Below are 21,842 nucleotides of genomic sequence, written 5' to 3' on the forward strand. Positions count from 1 at the left end.
TCCAGGGGCCGCCGACATTTGGGCGTCAGAGCGGTTACACCCTACTCCCGCACCAGACGCAGGAGAAACGACTTGAGATACTCTGTCTCGACCATGGCCGGATGGGCCGGATGGTCCGGGCCTTGCCGGCCCTGGTCGAGAATCTGCCCCCGCCGTCCCTGGGCCGCAGCCGCCCGCAGGGCCGCCCGGCGCAGTTCGTAGGCGTCCACATGCTGGGAGCAGGAGCAGGTCAGCAGCAGCCCGTCGTCGGCCAGGACGTCCATGGCCAGCCGGCTCAGGCGCTCATAGGCCTTAAGCCCCGCTTCCAGATCCTTTTTGCGCTTGACCAGGGCCGGCGGGTCCAGGCTGACCACGTCAAAGGTGCGTCCTTCGGCGGCGCAGGCCTCCAGAAAGGCGGCTGCGTCGGCGCGCACCACGTCCACCCTGTCGGTCACGCCGTTTCGGGCTGCGTTGTCGCTGGCCATGGCACAGGCCGCGTCCGAGGAGTCCAGGCAGGTGACGGCGGTTGCCCCGGCCAGGGCCGCGCGCACGGAAAATGCGCCGGCATAGGCGAATAAATCCAGCACCGTGCGCCCGCCCACCAACCGGCACAAGCGCGTGCGGTTTTCCCGCATGTCGTAAAACCAGCCGGTCTTTTGCCCGCCCAGGGCCGGCACGGCGAAGTGCGCCCCGTCCTCGTTTATTTCAAGGTGCTGCGGGGCTGTGCCGTGGGCCACTTCCACCAGCCGGGGCAGGCCTTCCAGGTCGCGCGAGGGGCTGTCGTTGCGCCAGATAACGGCGCTCGGGGCCAGTTCGGCCACCAGCGCTTCCAGGATCAGGTCCTTGCGGCTGTCCATGCCGGCGGTATTGAGCTGCCCGACAACAACGTCGCCGTAGCGGTCGAGGATCAAACCCGGCACATGGTCGCCTTCGGAGAAAAGCAGCCGGTAGTGCGGCGTGGCGTAGAGGCGCTGGCGCATGGCCAGGGCTTCGCGCAGGCGCGCGCGGAAAAAATCGACGTCCAGGCGGGTGGCCGGATCATGGTCCATGATCCGGGCGCTAATCAGCGAGCCCGGGTTGACGGTGGCCACGCCCACCGGCCGGCCCCGCGAGGCGGCAACCACGGCCTCCTGGCCTGCTGTGAAGCCGGTAAGGGGCGTTTTTTTCGTATCCACCTCGTTGCTGAACACCCACAGGTGTCCGGCGCGCAGGCGGCGTTCCTCATTGTTTTTGAGCGTCAAAATCGGTCGTTCCATGGCCCCACGGTACGGGAGGCCGGCCCGGGTGGCAAGCCGTGGAATGCGCCCGTGAATTGCACCATGGAAACGCGTGGCGGTTTATCGCCAGCACGACGTCGGCCGGGGTCGCATCCCTGCGTGAGATGCACCGTGGAAACGCGTGGCGGTTTACCCCCGCCCGTAGCGGCCAATGAGCGTGGCCGCCGCCAGGATGTGGCCCTTGGCCGCGCGCAGGATGTCCCTTTTCTCGGCTCCGGCCGCAAGCTCCAGCCGGGCGTCCAGGGCGTAGAGCGTAAAGACATAGCGGTGCACCCCGGACGGCGGGCAGGGACCGCCGTAGCCAAGGTGCCCCCAACTATTCCTGCCGGACAGGCTGCCGTCAGGATAGGCCGTCAGGGCCGGCAGCCCCTCGGGCAGCCCGGGCGTTGCCGGCGAAAGATTAAATATCAGAAAATGGTCCCAGACCCCGGACACGGCGTCGGGATCGTCGCAGACCAGAACCAAGCTGGCCGCCCCGGGCGGGATGCCGGCAAAGGTCAGCGGCGGCGACAGGTCGGCCCCGTCGCAGGTGTGGCGGGCAGGGATGAAGCCATCGGAGGCAAAGGCCGGCGAGACGAGCGACATGGCCATGGGCGCTCCTCGGCCGCGCAGGCGGCTGGCATGACGTGGCGAGATTCGTGTTGCGGCCGGGGGAGGGGGCCGCAGAAAAAAACTACGCTGTCTTACAAATGGTTTGCGGCCGGGCGGAAATCAGCCGCCCGGCCGCAGGGCCGGCTAATCGTCGAAATCACCCTCCGGGCCTTTGTCGTGGGACAGGGACTTGGAGCGCTCAAGGATCTGCTCCCGGGTCCACTCGGCCGGATTCTCAATGCGCCCGGCCTTGGGGCCAAGGTCGTAGGAACCGGCGGCCAGCAAGGCCTCGATGGCCAGGGGGGCGGTGCCGCCGGCATTGAAAACGTCGGTTAAAAGCCAGGTCACGAACTCGGCCACGGCTCCGGCCATGCGATCGCGCACAGCTTTGGGCTGGGCCAGGATCTTATTTTCAAACACGCAGTTGAGCTTCTTGTAGTCGCCGGCTTTGATGGCCTTGCCGTCGGCATAGCCCACCATCTCGGCCCACAGGGCATCGTCCAAGCCCTTGCCGGGCTGTTTGATAAACGCGCCGGCCGTATCCATGATGGCGTTGCCGTAATCGTTGACGGCCACACCCCAGGCGATCATTTGCAGCGCCGTGGCCACATTGGCTTTGGTGGTGCGGGTTTGGGCGGCGATTTCCTTGAGCTTATCCGATGCGTTACCCGAGGTGCCGTGCTGGGCCCCGGAAAGGCCGTAAGGAGCCAGGGCCTGATGGATTTCGGCGGTCAGTCCCACCTGGATGCCCGTGGCCGAGGCCTCGATGCCGTGGGTGGTGCCGTTATTGAGCGCAATCCAGTCCGGGTGGATGCCGTTGGCATTAAGCCCCCGGATGAGGAAAAGGGCTTCATCGGGAGTGGAAAGACCGGATTTGCCCTTGATCTCGCCCACTTCCGTTTCATAGCCAGCCCAGCCCGGCACATACGGGGCCAGGGCGATGTTGGCCAGCAGGTTCTCCTCGTCAGGCAGATGGGAGGCGTCGATGGCGATGGAGGTGATGCCGGCTTCAAAAAGGGTGGGAATTTCGCTCTGGGCTTCGGCCACATCGCCGGGCTTTTTGATGCCGTAATGGTCGGCATGGATGGCCACGGGCACGGTGATGCCCAGTTCGTTCATGGCTTGGTCGGCCTGCCGGGCGATGTTCCACAGGGTGACGTTGCAGTAGTTGGACTCAGACCGCGCGATTTCAACGATAATGGCGGCGTCGGCCTTCTGGGCGGCAAGCAGCGCCCCGCGCAGCACGGCGTTGCTGCGGGAGTTGGCAGCGATGGTCATGGCCTTGCCCTTTTTGAGCATGGCCCGGTCAATCGCTTTGCCGCTGACGATAAGCGCCCGGGAATGGGGGAAAAGGGTTTTGATGTTGGGCGGGCGGCCAACGGCCAGGGCCTGTTCAAACGCGGTCGTATCCGTCTTGGTCATGCAGTCCTCCTTGTGGTGGCGGGGCGCGTGGCCCGAATGGTTGCGACGCGGCGGCCGGATCAGCCGGCGGGGTAGGCGTCTTTGATTTTGTGGCGCTCGATGATGGCAGCGGCCTGGACATCATCGGCCGTGGCCCGGATCAGGGCGGCAACGGCCGAGGCGATGCGGGCGCGCTCCACCGGAAAGGGAATGTCGGCAAGCCGCGCGCACAGGGCGTCCAGGCGGGCCAGATTGGCGTCGGCCGGGGCAGACTGGCAGCGGCCGAGAAAATCGCAGCTGACCACCGTGCCGGGCGCGGTTGCTTTGGGGCCGGGCGCTGCCACATAGACCGGGCTGCCGCACACGGTGCAGGTCATCTCACCCACAGCCGTATCGGCCACGGGAAAAGTCCAGTCCTTGGTGGTGTTGCCGCAGGCGTCGTATTTGCGGATGTGCAAAAAACGGCTCTCGGCGGCCCAGCCGAAATCGGCGTGGGTCGGGTCGGAGACGCAAAAAAGTTTGCGCGAAAGCATGGCTCGCTCCTTTTCGCCCCGAGACGGGGGGCAACCCTCCAAGGCATAGTACGGGCGGCCGAAACAAGCAACAAACCGCGCGCATTCACCCTCCCCGAACAGGGGTTTTTCCTTTCGCGGCGGCGCGCTTTCTGGTAGCTCCAGCCTCGTTGTAATCGAAACGTTTCGGGGGAAACATGTCGGGCTACCTCTACGTCCTGGCCGCTGCCGCCTTGTGGGGACTTATCGGGCCGCTGTCCAAGCTGTCGTTTGCCGCCGGTATGGACACGGTGGAGGTGGCCTTTTGGCGCACGACCCTGGCGTGGTTCCTGTTTGCCGCCCAGGCTGTGGCCAATCGGGAGACGCACATCGACCGGCGCGATCTGCCGGCCGTGGCCGGCTTTGGCGTGGCCGGCATTGCCGGGCTGTTTGGCGCCTACGTCGTAGCGGTCCAGGCCGGCGGCGCGGCCCTGGCCTCGGTGCTGCTCTACACCGCCCCGGCCTGGGTGGCGCTCATGTCCTGGCTGTTTCTCAAGGAACCCATGGGCGGTTTCAAGGTGGCGGCGGTGGCGGCCACCATCGTCGGCGTGGCCGGGGTGAGTCTTGGGCCGGGTGACGGCGGCACGAGCGTGGACGGCCGGGCCATTGCCTACGGCCTGCTCTCGGGGATCACCTACGCCCTGTATTATATCTTCGGGAAATACTATCTGGGCCGCTACAAAACGCCCACTCTGTTTCTCTATGCCCTGCCAGTGGGGTCGTTGACCTTATTGCCCTTTACCACCTTCACCACGCCGACCTGGGCCGGGGCCGTGCCGTGTCTGGTGCTGGCCGTGTGTTCCACCTACGGGGCCTATTCGCTGTATTACGCCGGCTTAAAGCGCCTGGAAGCCACCCGGGCAGCGGTAACGGCCACCTTTGAACCGGTGATGGCCGCGCTGCTCGCCTTTGCCATGTTCGGGGAGCACTTTAGCGTGGTTGGCTATCTCGGTTCCGGGCTTATCATCACCTCGGTGCTGTTAACCATCTGGGACGGGGCCAGGGAGCGGCTGCGCGCCCCCCTGCCGTCGCCGGCACCGGTGGTCGCGCCCGGCAGGCGGGAGGACTAAAGTCGGCCCGACCCGGTACCGATAATATCGATACGGAGAACCGCGCGGCCCCAACCGGCCGGCGGCAGCACACCATGAGCGCAGAAGGCACCACCTCCCCGCTGGCCGCTTCGGCCCCGACCGCCGCCGCCCCGGCGGCACCTGCTCCTGCGCCCGCTCCCCGCCCCAGTCAGCCCCATAAAGTCGAGGAAACGCCGGTCAAAAAGATCGAGCCACCGTTTCCCGAGCACAGAGTCCTTTTAAAAATTGACGAGGCCACCCAGATTACCCAGGCGCAGGTCCGCGACGCCGACACGGGCCGGGTGCTCTACGATCTGCCCGACGACCAGTGGCTGCGTCTGGCCGCCGAATTGCGGGCCTTTGCCGCCACGGCCATCGTCGATAAATCCGTCTAGCCGTCCCGGCCCCGGAGGGTCAGATCGCGTAATCGGCCGCCGCATTCCGGCGGTTAAGGAGCTTGTCCGCGTCCACCAGGTCCTTGAGGCTGCGCGTGTCGTAGACCCGCTCAAGCGCCACCCGGGCCTCGTCCCAAAGCCCCCGGAACACGCACTGCCCCCGCAGCGGACAGTCATGATCCGGCCGCCCCCGATGGCAGTCCACCGGGCTTATGGGACCGTCCATGAACCGGATCACCGCACCCACCGTCACCTCGGCCGCCGGGCGGGCCAGATAGAAGCCACCCTCCTTGCCGCGCTGGGATTCCACGAAACCGCCCTGGCGCAACTGGTGCAGGATGACCTCCAAAAAACGCTTGGGAATGGCCTGGCTGTCGGCGATCTCCCCGGCCGGGGCCGCACCCGAACCTTCCCGCCTGGCCAGTTCAAACAGCGCCCGCAAGGCGTACTGACACTTCTGGGTCACTGCCATATCCGCCTCCTTTCCAGGCTCGTGTTCACTCCACCGCCACGGCGTCGCCAGGGACCACCTCGCCGCCAACCACCACCCGGGCAAACACCCCTTCCCGGGGCATGACGCAGGTTCCGACCGCCTTTTTAATGGCGCAGCCGGCGTCGTGGCAGGTCTTGCCGATGGCTGTCACTTCCAGCACTACCGTCGCGCCCAGGCGGATGCGCCGGCCCAGGGCTATGGGCAGGGTTTCAAGGCCCTCAACGTTAAAATTCTCGGCAAAATCCCCAGGATTGATGGTCGCCAGCTTCTGGCGCATACGGGTCAACGCATCCAGGGACAGCAGGCTGACCTGCCGCCCTGACCCGGCATGGGCGTCCCCTTCGATGCCGTGATCGGCCGTGAGTACCACCCGGGCCACCGGCGTTTTCCGTTCGCCTTTTTTCTGGCTCACACAGACGCTATGCACAACAGCCATAGTCGTTCCCTCCGAAGCGGTTGGCGCGCCCGTCGGGCGCAAGAGCTGATAAAACCGATCAATTCAATGCGGCTCAATGCCCAAGCGTTGGCCCGCCCGTCAAGGTGCGGCGGCCAGCGCACGCCCAGACCCCCTTGAACAACGTCTCCCGGTGAGGGGTCCGGGGGGATCATCCCCCCGGCCGCCGGAGGCATCTTCCGCCTTTTCTTCTCGCGCTCCCTGGCATGCAATAATCGCTGCGCTCCCCCGCAAACACGCCCGATCCGGTCCGGGACACCGCCCGGAGGCCGGCCCTGCGCAGCGAATACCGAGCATGTTTTATTTTGCGAGCGCTCCCACCGCCGGCCGCAGCCCGCGTGCCCGGAGTCCGGCGTTGTTCCCTTTTGACCCAATTGTGCCGCGCCCTGGGGCTTTTGGAGTCACTGGCGCAGCCCTTTGCGCGCGCTCTCCCCACCGTCGGACGTTTTTTGGAGCCGCAGGCCCTGCCGCGCGACCCAGCCAGCCCCGCTGGAGCCGCCGGGGAGGGAGCGTGACCACCCCGCCTGGGTCCGTTCCGATCCGTCCCGGCTTGACCTTTTACCCGCCCGCACTATACTCGACCAACCATATGCCTTGAAAGCGCCAGACCTCCCGCAGGGTTGCCACGCCGTCAGGCCCGTCCCAAACGGTTGGCCAGGCCGCAGGCCCCTGCCGGATCGTCGCGCCGGCAGGCGTCGCAACCGCACCGCACACCGCCCGGCACGAACCGAGGAGCTTCATGCGGATCAGCAAATTCGCCATTCCCGAAATCATTTTCGGCCGGGGAAGCATTGTCCATCTGGCTTCCTGCGCCAAACGCGTGGGCGCGCGCCGGGTGCTGCTCGTCAGCGACCAGGGGCTGGTCGCAGCCGGCTGGGTCGAGCGTATCCAGGAAATCCTGCGCGACAACGGCCTGGAATGGGTCTATTTCGACGCCGTCCATTCCAACCCCCGCGACTATGAAGTCCACGACGGGGCCGACGTCTACATGCGCGAGCGGGCCGACGTCATCATTGCCGTGGGCGGCGGCAGCCCCATGGACGCGGCCAAGGGCATTGCCACCATCGTTGGCAATGGCGGGCGCATCAACGACTACGAAGGGGCCAACCGCATCATGCGGCCCCTGCCCCCCATGATCTTTCTGCCGACCACCGCCGGTTCGGGTTCCGATATCTCCCAATTCTGCATCATTACCGACGTGGCCCGCCAGGTCAAAATGTCCATCATCAGCCGGTCGCTGGTGCCCAACGTTTCCATCATCGATCCGCTGGTGCTTTTGACCAAAAGCGAAGAGCTCATCATCTCCTCGGCCATCGACGCCTTTGCCCATGCCGTGGAATCCTACCTCTCGCTTCTCTCCTCGCCCTTTACCGAGCACCAGGCCTTAAAGGCCATGCGCCTTATCGCCCACAACCTGCGCCCGGCCCTGGAAGACCGCTCCATCGAGGCCCTGGAGAATCTGAGCATCGCCGCCACCTCGGCCGGCATGTCCTTTTCCAACGCCGGCCTTGGCATAGGCCATTCCCTGGCCCATTCCCTGGGCGGCATGTTCGACGTGCTCCACGGGCTGGTCCACCCCATTTTGCTGCCGCCGGTCATGCGCTTTAATCTCCCGGCCAGCGTGGACAAGCTGGCCAACATCGGCCGCATCGTGTGCGGCCCGCGCATGTGTTCCAACGAATACATCGCCCAGGCCGGCATCGCCTGGCTGGAGCGCTTTTTCGCCGATCTGCGCGTGCCGGTGCGCCTGCGCGGCATCCTGCCTGACAGCAGTTGCCTGGAAACCATCGCCAAGGCAGCGGTCAACGACGCCTGCACGCTGACCAACCCCCGCCCGGCCAGTTGGGAATCCCTGCTCGGCGTGTGCCAGGAGGCCTGGTGATGCCCTCGCGCGGGCCGTCCCTGGAAGATCTCATCGGCATTGAGCACAGCAAGCTGGGTTTTTTCCAGGAGTTGCGCCAGACCATCGAAGCCTTAAAGGACGCCAACACCCAGTCTGCCCAGCGCCGCCGCGAAATCGCGGCCATTCTCGACGGCATCACCGACATCATGATGGTGCTCTCCAGCGATCTGCGCATCCTTTCGGTCAACCACGTCTTTCGCCAGACCTTCCCGGAAACGCCCCATCCCGAGGGCCTCTACTGCCACGAGATCTTTTGCGGCGACGACAAACCCTGCGCCAACTGTCCGGCCAGCGCCTCCTTTGCCTCCGGCGACATCTGCCGGGAAACGGCCATCTTTAAAATCGGCGGCCGCAACACCCAGTTCGAGATGGTGGCCTCGCCCATCCACCGGCCCGATGACCCGGAAAGCCATATCCTGGTCTTTAAGCGCGACGTCAGCCGGGAAAAGGAATATCAGGCCAAGTTTTTCCAGGCGGAAAAGATGGCCACCATCGGCATGCTGGCCACGGGCGTGGCCCATGAGGTCAACAATCCGCTGACCGCCATTTTCGGTTTTGCCGAGGGGCTGCGCCGCCGCATGCCGGCGCTCAAGGAAAAGGTCGATCCCCGGGTGATGGAGGACGTGGAAGACTATGTGGCCACCATCCTGCTGGAGTGCCGCCGCTGCCAGGACATCGTCACCACCCTGCTGACCTTTAGCCGCCAGAAAACGGTCAGCTTTGCTGCCGTCAGCTTAAACGCCGTGGTCAACGACACGCTCAAACTCCTGCGCAGCCACTTGAAACAACGCACCCAGGCCAAGATCACCGTGCGCACGGAGTTGAGCGAGAATCTGCCCAAGGTGCACGGCGACGAACACCAGATCAAACAGGTCATGCTCAATCTGCTGGTCAACGCCATGGACGCCATCACCGGTCCCGGACGCATCGTCATCACCACGTTCCAATCAAGCGAAGGCGTGGTCTGCCTGTCGGTGGAGGATTCCGGCTGCGGCATCCCGCCCGAACACGCGGACAAGCTTTTCGAGCCGTTTTTCACCACCAAACGCTCCGGCAAGGGCATCGGCATCGGGCTTTCCACCTGCATGTCCATCGTCAAAAAACACCAAGGGGATATAACGGTTGCCAGCGTGCCCGGCCACGGCGCGACGTTTACCGTCAAGTTCCCCGTCAATACGGATACAACCACGTGACCAGCCCTTATTCCGTTCTGGTGGTGGACGACGAACCGTCCATCGGCAAGTTGCTCAAAAAAGAAATGTCCACCCCGGTCCGGGCCGTTTCAACGGCGGAAAGTGCCCATCAGGCCCGGGAAATGCTGCGCCGCAACACCTACGAAGTGGCGGTGCTCGATCTGCGTCTGCCCGACGCCGACGGCCTGGATCTGCTGGTGGAAATCCGCCAGCACTCCCCGGATGTCGAGGTCATCATCATCACCGGCCACGGCAACATCGACAGCGCCGTGGAGGCCATGAAACTCGGGGCCTACGACTACATCACCAAGCCCTTTAACCTGGAAGAACTGGAACTGGTGGTGGAGCGGGCCTACCAGCGGGCCTGCCTGCGCTTTGAAAACCGCCAGTTGCGCCACGCCCAGCGCCAGGCCCAGCCCCAGGAGATCATTGGCAACTCCGCCGCCATCAAGCAAATCCGCTTTCTTATCGACAAGGTGGCTCCCACCGAAGTGCCGGTGCTCATTACCGGCGAATCCGGGTCCGGCAAGGAAGTGGCGGCCACGGCCATTCAGGCCCGGTCCAGGCGGGCGGACAAGCCCTATGTCATCAAAAACTGCGCCACCCTGCAAAAGGAACTGGCCCGCTCGGAACTGTTTGGCTACGTCAAGGGGTCGTTTACCGGAGCCACGGAGAACCGCGAAGGGCTTATGACCTTTGCCAACAAGGGGACGCTGTTTCTCGACGAAATTGGCGAATTGCCCATGGAGGTCCAGGCCTCGCTGCTGCGCACCCTGGAAAATAAGACCTATCGCCGGGTGGGCGACAAGGACGAGCGCACCGCCGATCTGCGCCTTTTATTTGCCACCAACCGCAACCTGGCCAAGGAAGTCGAGGCCGGACGGTTCCACGAGGCCCTTTTCCACCGCATAAACGTCTTTAATATCGAGCTGCCCCCGTTGCGCGACCGCAAGGAAGACATTCCGCTTCTGGTCGATTATTTTCTGGGGCGCATTGAAGGCGGCGGGGCCTACCGGGTGTCGGACAAGGCCATGGGGTGTCTGATCAACTACCATTGGCCGGGCAATATCCGGGAGCTGCGCAACGTCATCGAGCGCGGGGTGATCCTGTGCGAGGCCGGGGTGATCACGGAAAACGCCCTGCCCCGGGAACTGTCGCTGCGCTCCGAGGGCGAGAACGATTTTCTCTCCCTGGAAGGCGTTGAGCGGGAGCACATCGGCAAGGTGCTCGCCTGCTTTGGCAACAACCGCACCTTGGCCGCCACGGCGCTTGGCATCTCGCGCAAGACGCTCTACCGTAAGATCCGCGAGTACGGCATTATGTAACGCCTGGGGCGGCGACGCAGGCCGCTGTTGCCGCCCCGCTGCAATCGCCAGCGGTTCCGCCCACCCAACCACGGGACGTTATGATGGGAAGCATCGATATCGGGACGTTGGCAATCTGCCTGGGGCTTGTCGCCCTCCTGCAGTTCGTGGCCTTTTGCATCCAACTCCAGGTTGACCCGGCCCGCCCGGGGCCGGGCTGCTGGGCCGTGGCCAGCGCCATCGGCTGCGTCGGGGCCGCCGTCAACCTGCTCCGCGTCTTCCCAAGCCTGAGCGGCCACTACACCGTGCCCATCATCGTCTACATTCTTTCCCTCGTCGGCGGGCAGATCCTCGTCTACGTCGGCATCCTGCGCTTCCTCGGGCGCCGTGAAAAACGCGGCCCCCTCATCGCCCTGGCCGTTCTGACCGCCGCCGCAGCCCTCATTTTCACCTCCGTCCACGACGACCTCCCCGCCCGCCGCGTCTGCAGTTCGGTCATCTTCGCCCTGATCAGCTTCGCCTCCAGCCGGGCCCTGCTCAGGCATCACACCCCGGATATCGCCGTCGGCGCACGCGCCGTGGCGGCCATCTTCGCGGTCAACGGCCTGGCCCTTGCCGCCCTGACGGCCCTTCCCGCCCTGGGCCTCTTGCAGCTCCCGCCCCCCCTGCCCGCAGTCCTGACCTACTTCGTTCTCCTGGTAGGCAGTCCGCTCGCCAGCATCGGCCTCATTGTCCTTGGAAACCAGAAACTCGCCGCCGAAAACAGGGAAGCGGGGGAGGGGCTGCGAACCGCCAAGATCTTCATGAAATCGGTCCTGGACAGCCTGACCGCCCATATCGCCCTCATCGACGCCAACGGCGACATCATTCTGGTCAACAAGGCCTGGCGCGATTTTGCCCGGCTAAACGGCCTGGACCCGCAACGGGTTTGCGAAGGCACGAACTACCTTTGCGCCTGCGATGCCGCCGCCCGAAACGACGACGCCGAGGCCGATTCCTTTGCCGCCGGCATCCGCAAGGTCCTGGCTGGAGAACTCGGACAGTTCATCATGGAATACCCCTGCCACGCGCCCCATGAGCGACGCTGGTTCGTCGGCCGGGTCACGCCCTTTCCCGGGGACGGCCCACGCCGGGTCGTGGTGGCCCACGAGGACATCTCCGAACGCAAGCTTATGGAACTGGCCTTGGCCGAATCCAACAAAAAACTTGCGGCCTACAGCGCCACCGATGCCTTGACCGGCATCGCCAACCGCCGCCGCTTCGACGAGGTCTTTGCCAGCGAATACGCCCGCCATGCCCGCTCCGGGGCAACCCTGTCCCTGGTCATGCTCGATATCGACTATTTCAAGAATTACAACGACACCTATGGTCATGCCGAAGGGGACAACTGCCTGATCCAGGCGGCCGGCACCATCGCCCGAACCCTCCACCGCCAGACGGATCTGGCCGCCCGCTACGGCGGCGAGGAATTCATCTGCCTGCTCCCCGACACGGATCTGGCCGGGGCTGTCGCCGTGGCCGAGGACATCCGCCAAAACGTCGCAGGGTTGGCCCTGCCCCATGCCCAGTCGGCCGTGGCCCCGGTCGTCACCGTCAGCATCGGCGTCCTGGCCGCCAAATGCCCGCCGGGCGCAGCCCCCGGCGATCTCTACAAGCAGGTCGATGCCCTGCTCTACAAGGCCAAGGGCAACGGACGAAACCGGGTGGAAAGCAACAGCCTCGAATCCGATGCCCCGGACGCCGCCGCAGCCGGACAGGGCGTTGTCCGCATCTTCTGGGACACCGCCTTCGCCAGCGGCAACGCCACCATCGACCGGCAGCACCAGATGCTCATCGCCACGGCCAACGAACTGCTCCTGCTCATGACCCAAAACCCTTCCTGCCCCACCCTGGGCACCGCCATTGACGCTGCCCTCCAGCATGTCGTCGAGCATTTCCGGGACGAAGAACGCATCCTGGAAGCGGTCGATTTTCCGGGACTGGCCGAACACACGGCCGAGCACGAACGTCTGCTGCAAAAAGGGACGGCTCTCGTCAGCGGCTGGACCGAGGATTCTGCCTCCTCTGGCGAAATCATTCGCTTCATTGTCCATGACCTGATCATGATGCACATGCTTTCCAGTGACATCCAATACCACCTCTGCTTTAAGCAACCCGCCTGAATCCTGGCCCAGTCCGGTCCCGCTTTTTTATACGGCCCGGCCGCCTCGGACGAGTCAAAAGGCACCACCCTTTCCGGTTAAGTCCCAACCTGCCCCATCCTGCCGGCCGGCCCGTGTTCGGGCATATTTGGAATCGGCCCACAGCGCCTCAAAATATTCTATTATTTAAGCGTATTCCAATATTACCGCGCAAACAGAACCGCGGAACACGCCGCCCCATCCCTTTCGCTCTTCCGGTATGTATCTTGCTCTATGGCAGCAAGAACACAACAACGCGTCGGCCCGCTCCACTCCCTGGATGCCGTTCGGCGCGACGGCGCGGTGAGACACGTTCGACGGTCGCGTAAACCGACCGGGCGACGGCCTTTGCCTGCCCCAAGGAGTACCACATGGGTTGGCGATTACCTGGTTGTCTGCTGGCTGCGGCCGGCCTGTCCCTGTCGTTGGCGTCCGTTGCCCCGGCCCAACCCGGCCCGGCCCGCTATGTCGGCAGCGCCGCCTGCGCCCCCTGCCACGCCGGGCAGTACGAACGCTTCCAACGCTTTTCCAAAAAAGCCCATTCCTCCAAAAGCCTGCGCCTTATGGCCAAGGGGTTGACCGACCAGGAGCAGGCCGGCTGCTACGCCTGCCACACCACGGGCTACGGCCGTCCTGGCGGATTTACAGATTTTACGGCCACGCCCGAACTGGCCGACGCCGGTTGCGAAGTCTGCCACGGCCCAGGGGCGGACCATGCGGCCTCGGGTGATCCGGCCGCCATTAAAAGCCACCTCACCCTGGCCGACTGCGACCCCTGCCACAATGATGCCCGGGTGCGCTCCTTTGGCTACAAGCCGCTGCTCCATGCCGGGGCGCATTAAAACCGTGGGTATGCAACGCGCAACACGGGGCACGGCCTTTCCCGGCCCAGGCCCTGGAGACCGACTATGTTTCGACGCACCCGCTCCATCCGTATAAAGGCCCTGGTCCTGGTGACTCTGGTGGCCGCTGCTGCGCTTGGCGGCCTGTTCGCCGCCAACACCCTGTGGCAGCGCGAGATGGCGTTGACCCGCATCCGCGAAACCGGAGCCGCCGAAGCCGAACTGATCAAACTTATCGTCAGCGAACCCATGGTCATTGGCGACAACGCCGCCACCACGGCCCAATTTGCCAAAATCGCCGCCAGCACACAGCGCCTGAAAGCCTACCTCACCGACTTTCGGGGTAGGATCACCTACGCCACCGATGCCGCCACCCTGCGCCGGCCCCTGGCCGAGGTCGCGGCCAGCCCGGGGCTGGCCGCCCGGTTGCAGGCCGCCCTGGCCACGGCTGTCGATGGCGACGGGTTGGAAACCGAAAGCAGCGGCACCGCCTCCTTTGCCACGGTGCGCGCCGTCAAAAATGCGCCCCAGTGCCACCACTGCCACGGTGCAAGCCGGTCCGTGCTCGGCGCGCTGGTCACCGTGGCCGACGTCGGCCCGGACATGGAGGCCCTGGCCGCCAACCAGCAGCGCACGGCCCTGCTATCCCTGGCCGGCTTGGCCGTCCTGGTGGCCGGGCTGCTCCTTTTCATGAAATATTCCATCATCGACCGGCTGGCCTTTCTGGCCGCCACCAGCCAACGCATCGCTTCCGGCGATATGGACGCCTGCCAGGCCGTGGCCGTGCGGGTCGATGCCCGCCAGGCCCAGGGCAGCGGTGATGAAATCACCGTGCTCGGTTCAGGCCTGTGCACCCTGGTGGCCACGCTTCGCGGCAAGATCGCCGAGGCCGACGCCAAAACCACGGAAGCGGCCAGTGAGGCCAACCGGGCCGGGGTCTGTCTGGCCGAAGCCGAAACGGCCCGGGAAGCGGCCGCCCGAGCCCGGCATGAAGGGGCTGTCCAGGCCGCCCAGACCCTGGAAGGCGTGCTGGACCATCTGGGTGCCGCCACTGCCGCCCTGACCGACGCCGTGTCCCGGGCCGGGTCCGGGGCCAGAACCCAGAAGGACGCCGCCCTGGAGACCGCCGCCGCCATCAATCAGATGAACGAGTCCGTGGCGGACATGGCCAAAATAGCGGCCGGCGCGGCCAGGATCTCGGCCGAAGCCAAAGACAAGGCCAGCCTGGGGGCCGACACCGTGCACGAACTGGCCGGCTGCATCACCGGTGTGCGCGAACTGGCCGAAACCCTGCGCCGCGACATTGCCGCCCTGGGGCAGGAGGCCCAAGGCATCGGCCAGATCATCAACGTCATCTCCGACATCGCCGATCAGACCAATCTGCTGGCCTTAAATGCCGCCATCGAGGCGGCCCGGGCCGGCGATGCCGGACGCGGGTTTGCCGTGGTGGCCGACGAAGTGCGCAAGCTGGCCGAAAAAACCATGCTCGCCACCAAGGACGTGGAAAAGGCCGTCACCAGCATCCAGACCGGCACGAAGGCCCATGTGGACAGTGTGCAGGAGGCGGCTTCGGCCATTGAAACGGCTTCGACCCTGGCCCACCGCTCGGGCGAGGCGCTCTCCGGCATCGTGGAGCTGGTCACGGCGGCGGCCAAGCAAGTGCGCTCCATCGCGGCCTCGTGCGAAGACCAGTCGGCGGTGAGCGATGAAATCGGCCGATCCGTGGACGGCATCAGCGCCATTTCCCAGGACACGGCCGAAACCATGGAACAGGCCGATCTGGCCGTTGGCCGTCTGGCCAGCCAGGCCGAGAGTCTCAAGCGCCTGACCGACGACATGCTCGACGAACCGGCCGCCCAACTTCCGGCCTGACGCCAGATCGTTGCAAGCGGCCGGCGGGCAACACCGCCGGCCGCATCAGGCTGCTTCAGGCTGTTGGCCTGCCTTCGCCTTGACGCAGCGCGCTTGCCCCCAGGCTCCCTGCCCGGTTTCGCCCCACCCGTCCGATGCCGCCAGGCCAAAAAGGGACGACGACAGAGAGCTTGTCACTTGTTTGTCGTTTGGATAAGCTAACGCTCCTTTTTCATGCACCGGCGAGGCGCTCTCGTGGGCTTAAGCTGGAGATCCAGCAGCAAAGAGATGGAAGGAAGATTTCGATGAAACGACCCGATTTTGCGAAATGCGGCGGCTTAGTCCCCGCCATCGCCCAGGAAGCGTGCAGCGGCGAAGTGCTCATGCTCGCCTACATGAACGAAGAAGCCTACGACAAAACCCTGGCCAGCGGCGAAGTCCATTACTACAGCCGCAGCCGCCAAAAAATCTGGCATAAGGGCGGCACCTCCGGCCATGTCCAAAAGGTGACCTCCATCCGCTTGGACTGCGACGCCGACACCATATTGGTGCTCGTCGAGCAGATCGGCGGCGCAGCCTGCCACGAAGGCTACAAGTCCTGCTTTTTTACGGAAATCACCAACGACGGCGAACGCACCTGTTCCGCCAAAGTTTTCGATCCCAAGGAGGTCTATAAATAAATGGCCAGCGACAACATGCTCAAACTTGGCATCCCCAAAGGCTCCCTGCAGGACGCCACCATGGCTTTGTTCGAGAAATCCGGCTGGAAAATCCGGATGCACCATCGCAATTATTTCCCCGAGATAAACGACCCGGAAATCACCTGCTCCATGTGCCGCGCCCAGGAAATGTCGCGCTACGTCGAATCCGGCACCCTGGATTGCGGCCTGACCGGCAAGGACTGGATTCTGGAAAACGAGTCCGATGTCGTCGTCGTCGATGATCTGGTCTATTCCAAGGTGAGCAACCGTCCGGCGCGCTGGGTGCTGGCCGTGGCCGCCGATTCGCCCTACAAGCGCCCCGAGGATCTGGCCGGCAAAAAGATCGCCACCGAGCTGGTCAATTTCACCAAGCAGTATTTCGCCGGCGCGGGCATCCCCGTGGACGTGGAATTCTCCTGGGGTGCCACCGAAGCCAAGGTGGTCGAAGGTCTGGCCGACGCCATCGTGGAAGTGACCGAGACCGGCACGACCATAAAGGCCCATGGCCTGCGCATCATCTCCGATCTGCTTTCGACCAACACCCAGCTTATCGCCAACAAAAAGGCCTGGGAAGTTCCGTTCAAGCGCCGCAAGATCGAGATTTTGAATATGATGTTGCAGGGCGCGCTGCGGGCCGAAGGGCTTGTGGGCCTGAAGATGAACGTGCCCGAAGAGAAGATGCCGGCCATCATGGCCCTGCTGCCGAGCCTGACCGCCCCCACTGTGGCTGGGCTTTACAACAAGACTTGGCTGTCGGTGGAAATCGTTGTGGCCGAAAGTTCCGTGCGCGATCTGATCCCCCAGCTCCATGACCTGGGTGCCGAGGGCATCATTGAGTACGCGCTCAATAAAGTTATCTAGTTTCGACGCAAAGAACAGCGAATAGCAAAACGGCCGCAGGCAGAAGTCTGCGGCCGTTTTGCGTTTGTTGCAGTCGTGTGCCAGACGCATTTAAATCCTCTGTTCTCTGGAATTGGCCGTGGCTCCTGGGTTTGGTCCAAAGAGGAAATAAATGGAGACGCCGCAAAAAAGTACAATTTCAGCCAAGATTCTGATACGAAAATTGAAAAAGACAATACGACAATGACCATCCACGCTTTTTGCGGTACGAAAAATCTCAAGGAGCCTTCAATGCCCAACCGAATTTTCTCTATCCTCGCAACGCTTTTGTGTGTGCTCGCGTTGTCGTGGTCGGCCGGTCTGGCCTGCACCAGTGTTCGGATCAAAACGACGGACGGCATGGTCTTTTATGCCCGCACCATGGAAGGCGAGTGGACGTTGCAGACGGTCTTGGGTGTTGTGCCCAAGGACACGGCCTATCAGGGCACGTTGCCGGATGGAACTTCCAAGGGCCTTAAATGGAAGACCAAATACGCCTTTGTCGGCATGTTCGATTTTGGCCTGCCCCTGGCTTCTGACGGCATGAACGAAAAGGGGCTGGTGGTTGGCGAGTTGTTTCTGCCGGGCTATGCCGCCTACGAAACCTTTGACAGCGCCAAGGCCGATATAACCCTGGCCCAGTTTGAATACGGGACGTGGCTGCTCTCCAATTTCGCCAGCGTTGCCGAGGTGCGCAAGGCGTATCGCGAGGTGCGCGTCTGCCAGGGTCCGGTGGACACGGCCGGGCCGCTGCCGTTGCATTATGTGGTGCATGATCCGTCGGGCGACTGCGTCGTTATTGAGTTCACGGCCGGCAAGGTGACGCTCTACGACAATCCCCTGGGCGTCATGACCAATTCCCCCACCTTTGACTGGATGCTCACCAACCTTGACAATTACATCAATCTTTCGGTCATGAACACGCCGGAAAAAGAACTCAAGGGGTTAACGCTTAAGACTTTCGGCCAGGGTTCGGGCCTCTACGGCCTGCCGGGCGACTACAGCCCGCCCAGCCGTTTTGTGCGCATGGTGACGCTGTCCCAGGCTGCTCTGCCGGCCAAGGGTGCCGACCAGGGGCTTAATCAGGCCATCACCATTTTGGACAACGTGGACATTCCCATCGGTGCCGTGCGCGGCTTTGAGGGCAAGCAAGCGGCCTATGATAAGACCATCTGGTCGGTTGTGGCCGACACCGCCAAATTGCGTTATTATTTCCGCAGCATGGACAACAAGAACTGGCGCTATGTTGATCTGGCCAAAGCCTTTGCCGCGGCCAAGGGTATCAGCACCGTCCCGGTATTCATCCCGGTGGATTATCCTGACGTGACGAGCCAGGCCAAGCCGCTGCAATAGGCTTTGTCGTCGCGCCGGCGGCGAGACGCTGGGTCTGTCGTCTGGGGCGTGTCCAGCCCAGGCAAGCCTTGGTCGTTTCGCCGCCGTTCGGTCGTGGCGCGCTGTCCCGAACACCGCCTTGGCGCTTGCCCGGCCCGCCTTCCTCTCCCTGCCCACACCCGGTCTGCGCCGCCTGACCCCCGCGCACCCGGCCTGCGCCGCCGCACGCTGTCGCAACACCCATGACAACCCGTAACAAGCCGGAGTTGATGCCTCTTTATTTTTTTCAGAGCGCCATTTACTGCCAAAGTTTCAGCCGCGCCCCAAAAGCCGGAGCGTAAATAACACCCTTTTTAAAAATATTACAGCGCCAGCCCCTTTACATTTCTCGTCAGGGGCGTATCTCTCCCTCGTTCAGTCTTTTCAACGAGCATGGATTTTTTGGATCTTGGGCTTTTCTGATGTGCAGCTCCAATTGATGCGAAAATAAGTGCTAAAAACAGGAGCAACCCATGTCCAAGAAACTCTATGTCGGCAATCTTTCGTTTAATTCCACCGAAGACGACATCCGTACCCAGTTCGCCACCTACGGCGAAGTCATCAGCGTCAACCTGATCACCGATCGTGAAACCGGCCGTCTGCGCGGCTTCGGTTTCGTCGAGATGGACGAAGAAGGCGCTCGCGCTGCCATCCAGGGCATGGACGGCAAGGACTTCGGCGGTCGTAACCTGAAGGTCAACGAAGCCGAAGACAAGCCCCGCTCCGGCGGCGGCAGCAACCGTGGCGGCGGCAGCCGCTGGTAGGCCCAAAAGCCTGCCTCGCATTCCGTAAGTAATGAAGGGCCGGGACTTGTTCCCGGCCCTTTTTTTGCGTGGTGCGCCCGCCCCGCATTCTGGCGAATGGGCCGACCGGCCTGGGCCACATCCACCAGGCGACAGTGTGCGCCGGCTGCCCAGCCAGGGGGTACGCGCCGGTTCCGCCCCCTACTCGCCGCCGGCGCGCTTGAGCTTTCGAAAAATCGTCGTGCGATCCAGCCCAAGCCGCTTGGCCGCCTCGCCAACCGAACCGAAATGCGCGATGGCCCGCTCCAGATACTCCCGCTCAAAGCTCGAAACCACATCCTTATACGGCCGCTCCCAGTCCGCCTCCGCAAGCGCCAGTTCCGGCCCGGCCGCCCCCGGCTGGGGCGGCGCCGCCGCAACCGCCGCCGCGCCAACAGCCAGCACACACTCCGTCACCCGCATGACCGTGGGCAGATCGTCGGATTCGATGCTCCCGTTATCGCACGTGATCACCAACCCCTCGATGAGATTTTCCAGCTCGCGCACGTTGCCCGGCCAGTTGTAGTGGGCCAGGATGCGCTCGGATTCCAGGGTCAACGTGGTGCGCTTGCGGTAGCGCGCGCCAAAGCGCTGCAAAAACATCCGGGCCAGGGGCAAAATGTCGTCGGGCCGGTCGCGCAGGGGCGGAATCTCCAGCACCGCCACCCGCAGCCGGAAAAACAGATCGCTGCGAAACGATCCCACCTTGGCCTCGGCTTCCAGATTGCGGTTGGTGGCGGCAATGACCCGCACATTGGTCTTTCGCGACCGGCTCGACCCGACCGGGGTCAACTCCCGGTCCTGGAGCACCCGCAGGAGCTTGGATTGCAGCAGCAGCGGCATATCGCCGATCTCGTCAAGAAAAATGGTGCCCCCGTCGGCCATCTCAAAAAATCCCACCCGCCCCTTGGGATGCGCCCCGGTAAAGGCTCCGGGGGCGTAGCCGAACAGTTCGGATTCAATGAGATTTTCCGGGATGGACGCGCAGTCCACCTTGACGAAGGGCTTCTCGCGCCTGGGGCTGGCCTCGTGGATCATGCGGGCGAACAATTCCTTGCCAACGCCCGTCTCGCCCAACACCAAGGCCACGGCGTCGGTGGCGGCAATGCGGCGCAAGAGGTCCATAAGCCGCTTCATGGCCGAATTCTCGGCAATGAAGCTGGTGATGCCCCCACCCTCGCGGATGAAAAAATCCATTTGATGCTGATAGGTTTCGATCAGCTCCTGCTGGCGGGAGATGCGCTCGCGCATGCGGGCCATAAGCGTAATGTCGCGGGCGTAGAGCACGACCAGGCTCACCGTGCCGTCCGGGTCGCGGATGGGCTTGCCGTCGATGGTCATGGAGCGGTTGTTGCGGGTGACCTGGATGGAGGACGCCGGCTGGCCCGTGGCCACGATCTCGGGAGTGATGGGGGCGATATTGAAAAGGCCGGCTTTTTGAAGCTCTTCGACGTTCTTGCCGATCAGCTCGGCCTTGCTGATGCCGGTTAACTGCTCATAGGCGGCATTGGCCTTTAAGGCATAGCCGTCGCGGTCGGCGATAAACACGCCGTCTTCGATGCTGTCGAGGATGGCATCGAGGTGGGCGGCCACGGGATCGAGGGGTATTTGTACCTTTTTTCTCAAGCAGGCCCCCTTTTGGCGGCAGTATTGTCACACTTTTCCCAAGCTCGGGCAGTTACCCTGCTGCAATAGCGCAACCAGTGGCAAAAGCGCAACATGTTGCAAATCTGCCAACCATCTGTTTTTACACGTCAAGGGCCAAAACCGGCCAAATTGCCTGCTGCCAATTTGCAACATCGCTCGTCTTTTTGAAGCATTCATCGGACGTTTATTTTTGTGAGTCAATAAAATCAGTATGTTGCAAACTTGGCATGTTGATTGCTTAATAGAAAAGCAAGAACGCACGAGACGCAGGAAACACACTGCACGGCATTTATAAAGGAGACCGCCATGACCGCTACCGCCACCACCACCAAGACCCGTTTGACTGTGAAGCCCCTTGAAAACTACACCATCGAAGGCACCAGCGAATGTTCCGCCTGCGGCCGCTCGGTCAAGATGCAGCTGCTCATTGAAAACGACATCATCGTCGATGCCGGCGGAACGGTCGAAAGCTGCGGCTACAGCCGCGAATGCATGGCCGCGCTCATTGCCACCGTCAAGGGCATGAACATCATGGACGCCCAGGCCGTGTCCAGCGAAGATTTCCAGCCGCTCATGACCCGCGTCATCGAGAAGCTTGGTTGCGATAACTGGTGTGTGGCGGCCTTGCGCATCGCTCTGCGCAACTATCGCCTCCGGGCAGCGGCCTAGGCACCCCGCTTCCCACCCTCGGACCCAACCCGTCCCACGCGGGTGTCCGGAACAGGCCGGGAACCGTCCGCCGCAACGGTTCCCGGCCTTTGTTGCGCCCGGTCCCCGGCGTGCCGGCGCCAGCCCGCCTCGCGTTCGCCAGAGCGCGGGCAACGTGCGCCTCACGGCATCTGTATCACGCTTGCCTGCCTGTTGGACGACACGCCCGTCGCCCCAGCCCGCCGCCACAACGCTTTGACAACCCGCCGCCCTTTCCTTAGACCATAAAGAGTCGTCTAACCCGTCTAATGCGCCCTGCAACCACCGCCT

20 protein-coding genes are annotated in these 21,842 nt (G+C 63.5%); 13 read left to right on the forward strand and 7 right to left on the reverse strand.

Going from position 1 to position 21,842, the window contains the following annotated elements; translation table 11 throughout:
- Positions 1-41 precede the first annotated feature (41 nt).
- From GTA51_RS14370 to GTA51_RS14385, 4 genes are all read right to left on the reverse strand, one after another.
- Complete coding sequence (locus GTA51_RS14370; RefSeq protein ID WP_160962225.1) at positions 42-1,235, reverse strand: class I SAM-dependent rRNA methyltransferase; 1,194 nt, start codon at positions 1,233-1,235, stop codon at positions 42-44.
- Positions 1,236-1,385: 150 nt separating this feature from the next.
- Positions 1,386-1,847, reverse strand: a complete 462-nt coding sequence (locus GTA51_RS14375; protein WP_160962227.1) for a YbhB/YbcL family Raf kinase inhibitor-like protein — start codon at positions 1,845-1,847, stop codon at positions 1,386-1,388.
- 144 nt (positions 1,848-1,991) lie between these two features.
- Positions 1,992-3,269 (reverse strand): class II fructose-bisphosphate aldolase, encoded by a 1,278-nt coding sequence (locus GTA51_RS14380; protein WP_160962229.1) that lies wholly within the window; start codon positions 3,267-3,269, stop codon positions 1,992-1,994.
- A 59-nt stretch (positions 3,270-3,328) separates the two neighbouring features.
- Positions 3,329-3,781 (reverse strand): hypothetical protein, encoded by a 453-nt coding sequence (locus GTA51_RS14385; protein ID WP_160962231.1) that lies wholly within the window; start codon positions 3,779-3,781, stop codon positions 3,329-3,331.
- A 176-nt stretch (positions 3,782-3,957) separates the two neighbouring features.
- On the opposite strand from GTA51_RS14385, the gene GTA51_RS14390 reads away from it, so the two are divergent.
- Both GTA51_RS14390 and GTA51_RS14395 read left to right on the forward strand, forming a co-directional pair.
- A complete protein-coding gene (locus tag GTA51_RS14390; RefSeq protein WP_160962233.1) occupies positions 3,958-4,869 on the forward strand; it encodes a DMT family transporter in 912 nt (303 codons plus the stop codon).
- Between the two features lie 74 nt (positions 4,870-4,943).
- Entirely contained in the window at positions 4,944-5,264 is a 321-nt protein-coding gene (locus GTA51_RS14395) for a flagellar biosynthesis protein FlaG (protein ID WP_160962235.1), read from the forward strand.
- A gap of 19 nt (positions 5,265-5,283) precedes the next feature.
- On the opposite strand, the gene GTA51_RS14400 is transcribed toward GTA51_RS14395, so the two are convergent.
- Together GTA51_RS14400 and GTA51_RS14405 are read right to left on the reverse strand one after the other, a co-directional pair.
- The gene (locus GTA51_RS14400) at positions 5,284-5,736 is read right to left on the reverse strand and encodes an RrF2 family transcriptional regulator (RefSeq protein ID WP_160962237.1); all 453 of its coding nucleotides are present in this window, start codon (positions 5,734-5,736) and stop codon (positions 5,284-5,286) included.
- A 25-nt stretch (positions 5,737-5,761) separates the two neighbouring features.
- Complete coding sequence (locus tag GTA51_RS14405; protein ID WP_160962239.1) at positions 5,762-6,193, reverse strand: MOSC domain-containing protein; 432 nt, start codon at positions 6,191-6,193, stop codon at positions 5,762-5,764.
- A gap of 757 nt (positions 6,194-6,950) precedes the next feature.
- Between GTA51_RS14405 and GTA51_RS14410 the strand changes: the two genes are divergently transcribed.
- The 10 genes from GTA51_RS14410 (at position 6,951) to rbp (ending at position 19,199) form a co-directional block, all read left to right on the forward strand.
- Positions 6,951-8,093: an iron-containing alcohol dehydrogenase gene (locus GTA51_RS14410; RefSeq protein WP_160962241.1), complete on the forward strand. Its 1,143-nt coding sequence runs from the start codon at positions 6,951-6,953 to the stop codon at positions 8,091-8,093.
- A complete protein-coding gene (locus GTA51_RS14415; protein ID WP_160962281.1) occupies positions 8,093-9,307 on the forward strand; it encodes a PAS domain-containing sensor histidine kinase in 1,215 nt (404 codons plus the stop codon). The genes GTA51_RS14410 and GTA51_RS14415 overlap by 1 nt, the downstream gene beginning before the upstream one ends.
- Positions 9,304-10,632, forward strand: a complete 1,329-nt coding sequence (locus GTA51_RS14420; protein WP_160962243.1) for a sigma 54-interacting transcriptional regulator — start codon at positions 9,304-9,306, stop codon at positions 10,630-10,632. Before GTA51_RS14415 ends, GTA51_RS14420 begins: the two co-directional genes overlap by 4 nt.
- 83 nt (positions 10,633-10,715) lie before the next feature.
- Positions 10,716-12,773 (forward strand): diguanylate cyclase, encoded by a 2,058-nt coding sequence (locus tag GTA51_RS14425; RefSeq protein ID WP_246198149.1) that lies wholly within the window; start codon positions 10,716-10,718, stop codon positions 12,771-12,773.
- 389 nt (positions 12,774-13,162) lie between these two features.
- Positions 13,163-13,633 carry a cytochrome c family protein gene (locus tag GTA51_RS14430; RefSeq protein WP_160962247.1) on the forward strand — a complete coding sequence of 157 codons (471 nt, stop codon included), beginning with the start codon at positions 13,163-13,165 and terminating at the stop codon, positions 13,631-13,633.
- A 66-nt stretch (positions 13,634-13,699) separates the two neighbouring features.
- Complete coding sequence (locus GTA51_RS14435) at positions 13,700-15,505, forward strand: methyl-accepting chemotaxis protein (protein WP_160962249.1); 1,806 nt, start codon at positions 13,700-13,702, stop codon at positions 15,503-15,505.
- 134 nt (positions 15,506-15,639) lie between these two features.
- A complete protein-coding gene (gene hisI, locus GTA51_RS14440) occupies positions 15,640-16,164 on the forward strand; it encodes a phosphoribosyl-AMP cyclohydrolase (RefSeq protein ID WP_281353977.1) in 525 nt (174 codons plus the stop codon).
- Entirely contained in the window at positions 16,165-17,046 is an 882-nt protein-coding gene (gene hisG / locus GTA51_RS14445; protein ID WP_160962253.1) for an ATP phosphoribosyltransferase, read from the forward strand. It begins immediately after the preceding gene.
- Positions 17,047-17,316: 270 nt separating this feature from the next.
- Complete coding sequence (locus tag GTA51_RS14450) at positions 17,317-18,417, forward strand: linear amide C-N hydrolase (protein WP_160962255.1); 1,101 nt, start codon at positions 17,317-17,319, stop codon at positions 18,415-18,417.
- Between the two features lie 491 nt (positions 18,418-18,908).
- Positions 18,909-19,199, forward strand: coding sequence for an RNA-binding regulator (gene rbp, locus GTA51_RS14455; RefSeq protein ID WP_160962257.1), 291 nt, complete (start codon positions 18,909-18,911; stop codon positions 19,197-19,199).
- A 180-nt stretch (positions 19,200-19,379) separates the two neighbouring features.
- On the opposite strand, the gene GTA51_RS14460 is transcribed toward rbp, so the two are convergent.
- Positions 19,380-20,843, reverse strand: coding sequence for a sigma-54 interaction domain-containing protein (locus GTA51_RS14460; RefSeq protein ID WP_160962259.1), 1,464 nt, complete (start codon positions 20,841-20,843; stop codon positions 19,380-19,382).
- 327 nt (positions 20,844-21,170) lie between these two features.
- On the opposite strand from GTA51_RS14460, the gene GTA51_RS14465 reads away from it, so the two are divergent.
- The gene (locus GTA51_RS14465) at positions 21,171-21,533 is read left to right on the forward strand and encodes an iron-sulfur cluster assembly scaffold protein (RefSeq protein WP_160962261.1); all 363 of its coding nucleotides are present in this window, start codon (positions 21,171-21,173) and stop codon (positions 21,531-21,533) included.
- Positions 21,534-21,842 lie beyond the last annotated feature (309 nt).

Origin of the sequence: Solidesulfovibrio aerotolerans, from assembly GCF_009856865.1 — a bacterium.
Taxonomy (GTDB): Bacteria; Desulfobacterota; Desulfovibrionia; order Desulfovibrionales; family Desulfovibrionaceae; genus Solidesulfovibrio; species Solidesulfovibrio aerotolerans.

Coding starts and splice junctions, on each gene's coding strand:
- GTA51_RS14370 (WP_160962225.1), bottom strand. CDS start 1,235: ATGGAACGACCGATTTTGACGCTCAAAAACAATGAGGAACGCCGCCTG.
- GTA51_RS14375 (WP_160962227.1), bottom strand. CDS start 1,847: ATGGCCATGTCGCTCGTCTCGCCGGCCTTTGCCTCCGATGGCTTCATC.
- GTA51_RS14380 (WP_160962229.1), bottom strand. CDS start 3,269: ATGACCAAGACGGATACGACCGCGTTTGAACAGGCCCTGGCCGTTGGC.
- GTA51_RS14385 (WP_160962231.1), bottom strand. CDS start 3,781: ATGCTTTCGCGCAAACTTTTTTGCGTCTCCGACCCGACCCACGCCGAT.
- GTA51_RS14390 (WP_160962233.1), top strand. CDS start 3,958: ATGTCGGGCTACCTCTACGTCCTGGCCGCTGCCGCCTTGTGGGGACTT.
- GTA51_RS14395 (WP_160962235.1), top strand. CDS start 4,944: ATGAGCGCAGAAGGCACCACCTCCCCGCTGGCCGCTTCGGCCCCGACC.
- GTA51_RS14400 (WP_160962237.1), bottom strand. CDS start 5,736: ATGGCAGTGACCCAGAAGTGTCAGTACGCCTTGCGGGCGCTGTTTGAA.
- GTA51_RS14405 (WP_160962239.1), bottom strand. CDS start 6,193: ATGGCTGTTGTGCATAGCGTCTGTGTGAGCCAGAAAAAAGGCGAACGG.
- GTA51_RS14410 (WP_160962241.1), top strand. CDS start 6,951: ATGCGGATCAGCAAATTCGCCATTCCCGAAATCATTTTCGGCCGGGGA.
- GTA51_RS14415 (WP_160962281.1), top strand. CDS start 8,093: ATGCCCTCGCGCGGGCCGTCCCTGGAAGATCTCATCGGCATTGAGCAC.
- GTA51_RS14425 (WP_246198149.1), top strand. CDS start 10,716: ATGGGAAGCATCGATATCGGGACGTTGGCAATCTGCCTGGGGCTTGTC.
- GTA51_RS14430 (WP_160962247.1), top strand. CDS start 13,163: ATGGGTTGGCGATTACCTGGTTGTCTGCTGGCTGCGGCCGGCCTGTCC.
- GTA51_RS14435 (WP_160962249.1), top strand. CDS start 13,700: ATGTTTCGACGCACCCGCTCCATCCGTATAAAGGCCCTGGTCCTGGTG.
- hisI (WP_281353977.1), top strand. CDS start 15,640: ATGCCGCCAGGCCAAAAAGGGACGACGACAGAGAGCTTGTCACTTGTT.
- hisG (WP_160962253.1), top strand. CDS start 16,165: ATGGCCAGCGACAACATGCTCAAACTTGGCATCCCCAAAGGCTCCCTG.
- GTA51_RS14450 (WP_160962255.1), top strand. CDS start 17,317: ATGCCCAACCGAATTTTCTCTATCCTCGCAACGCTTTTGTGTGTGCTC.
- rbp (WP_160962257.1), top strand. CDS start 18,909: ATGTCCAAGAAACTCTATGTCGGCAATCTTTCGTTTAATTCCACCGAA.
- GTA51_RS14465 (WP_160962261.1), top strand. CDS start 21,171: ATGACCGCTACCGCCACCACCACCAAGACCCGTTTGACTGTGAAGCCC.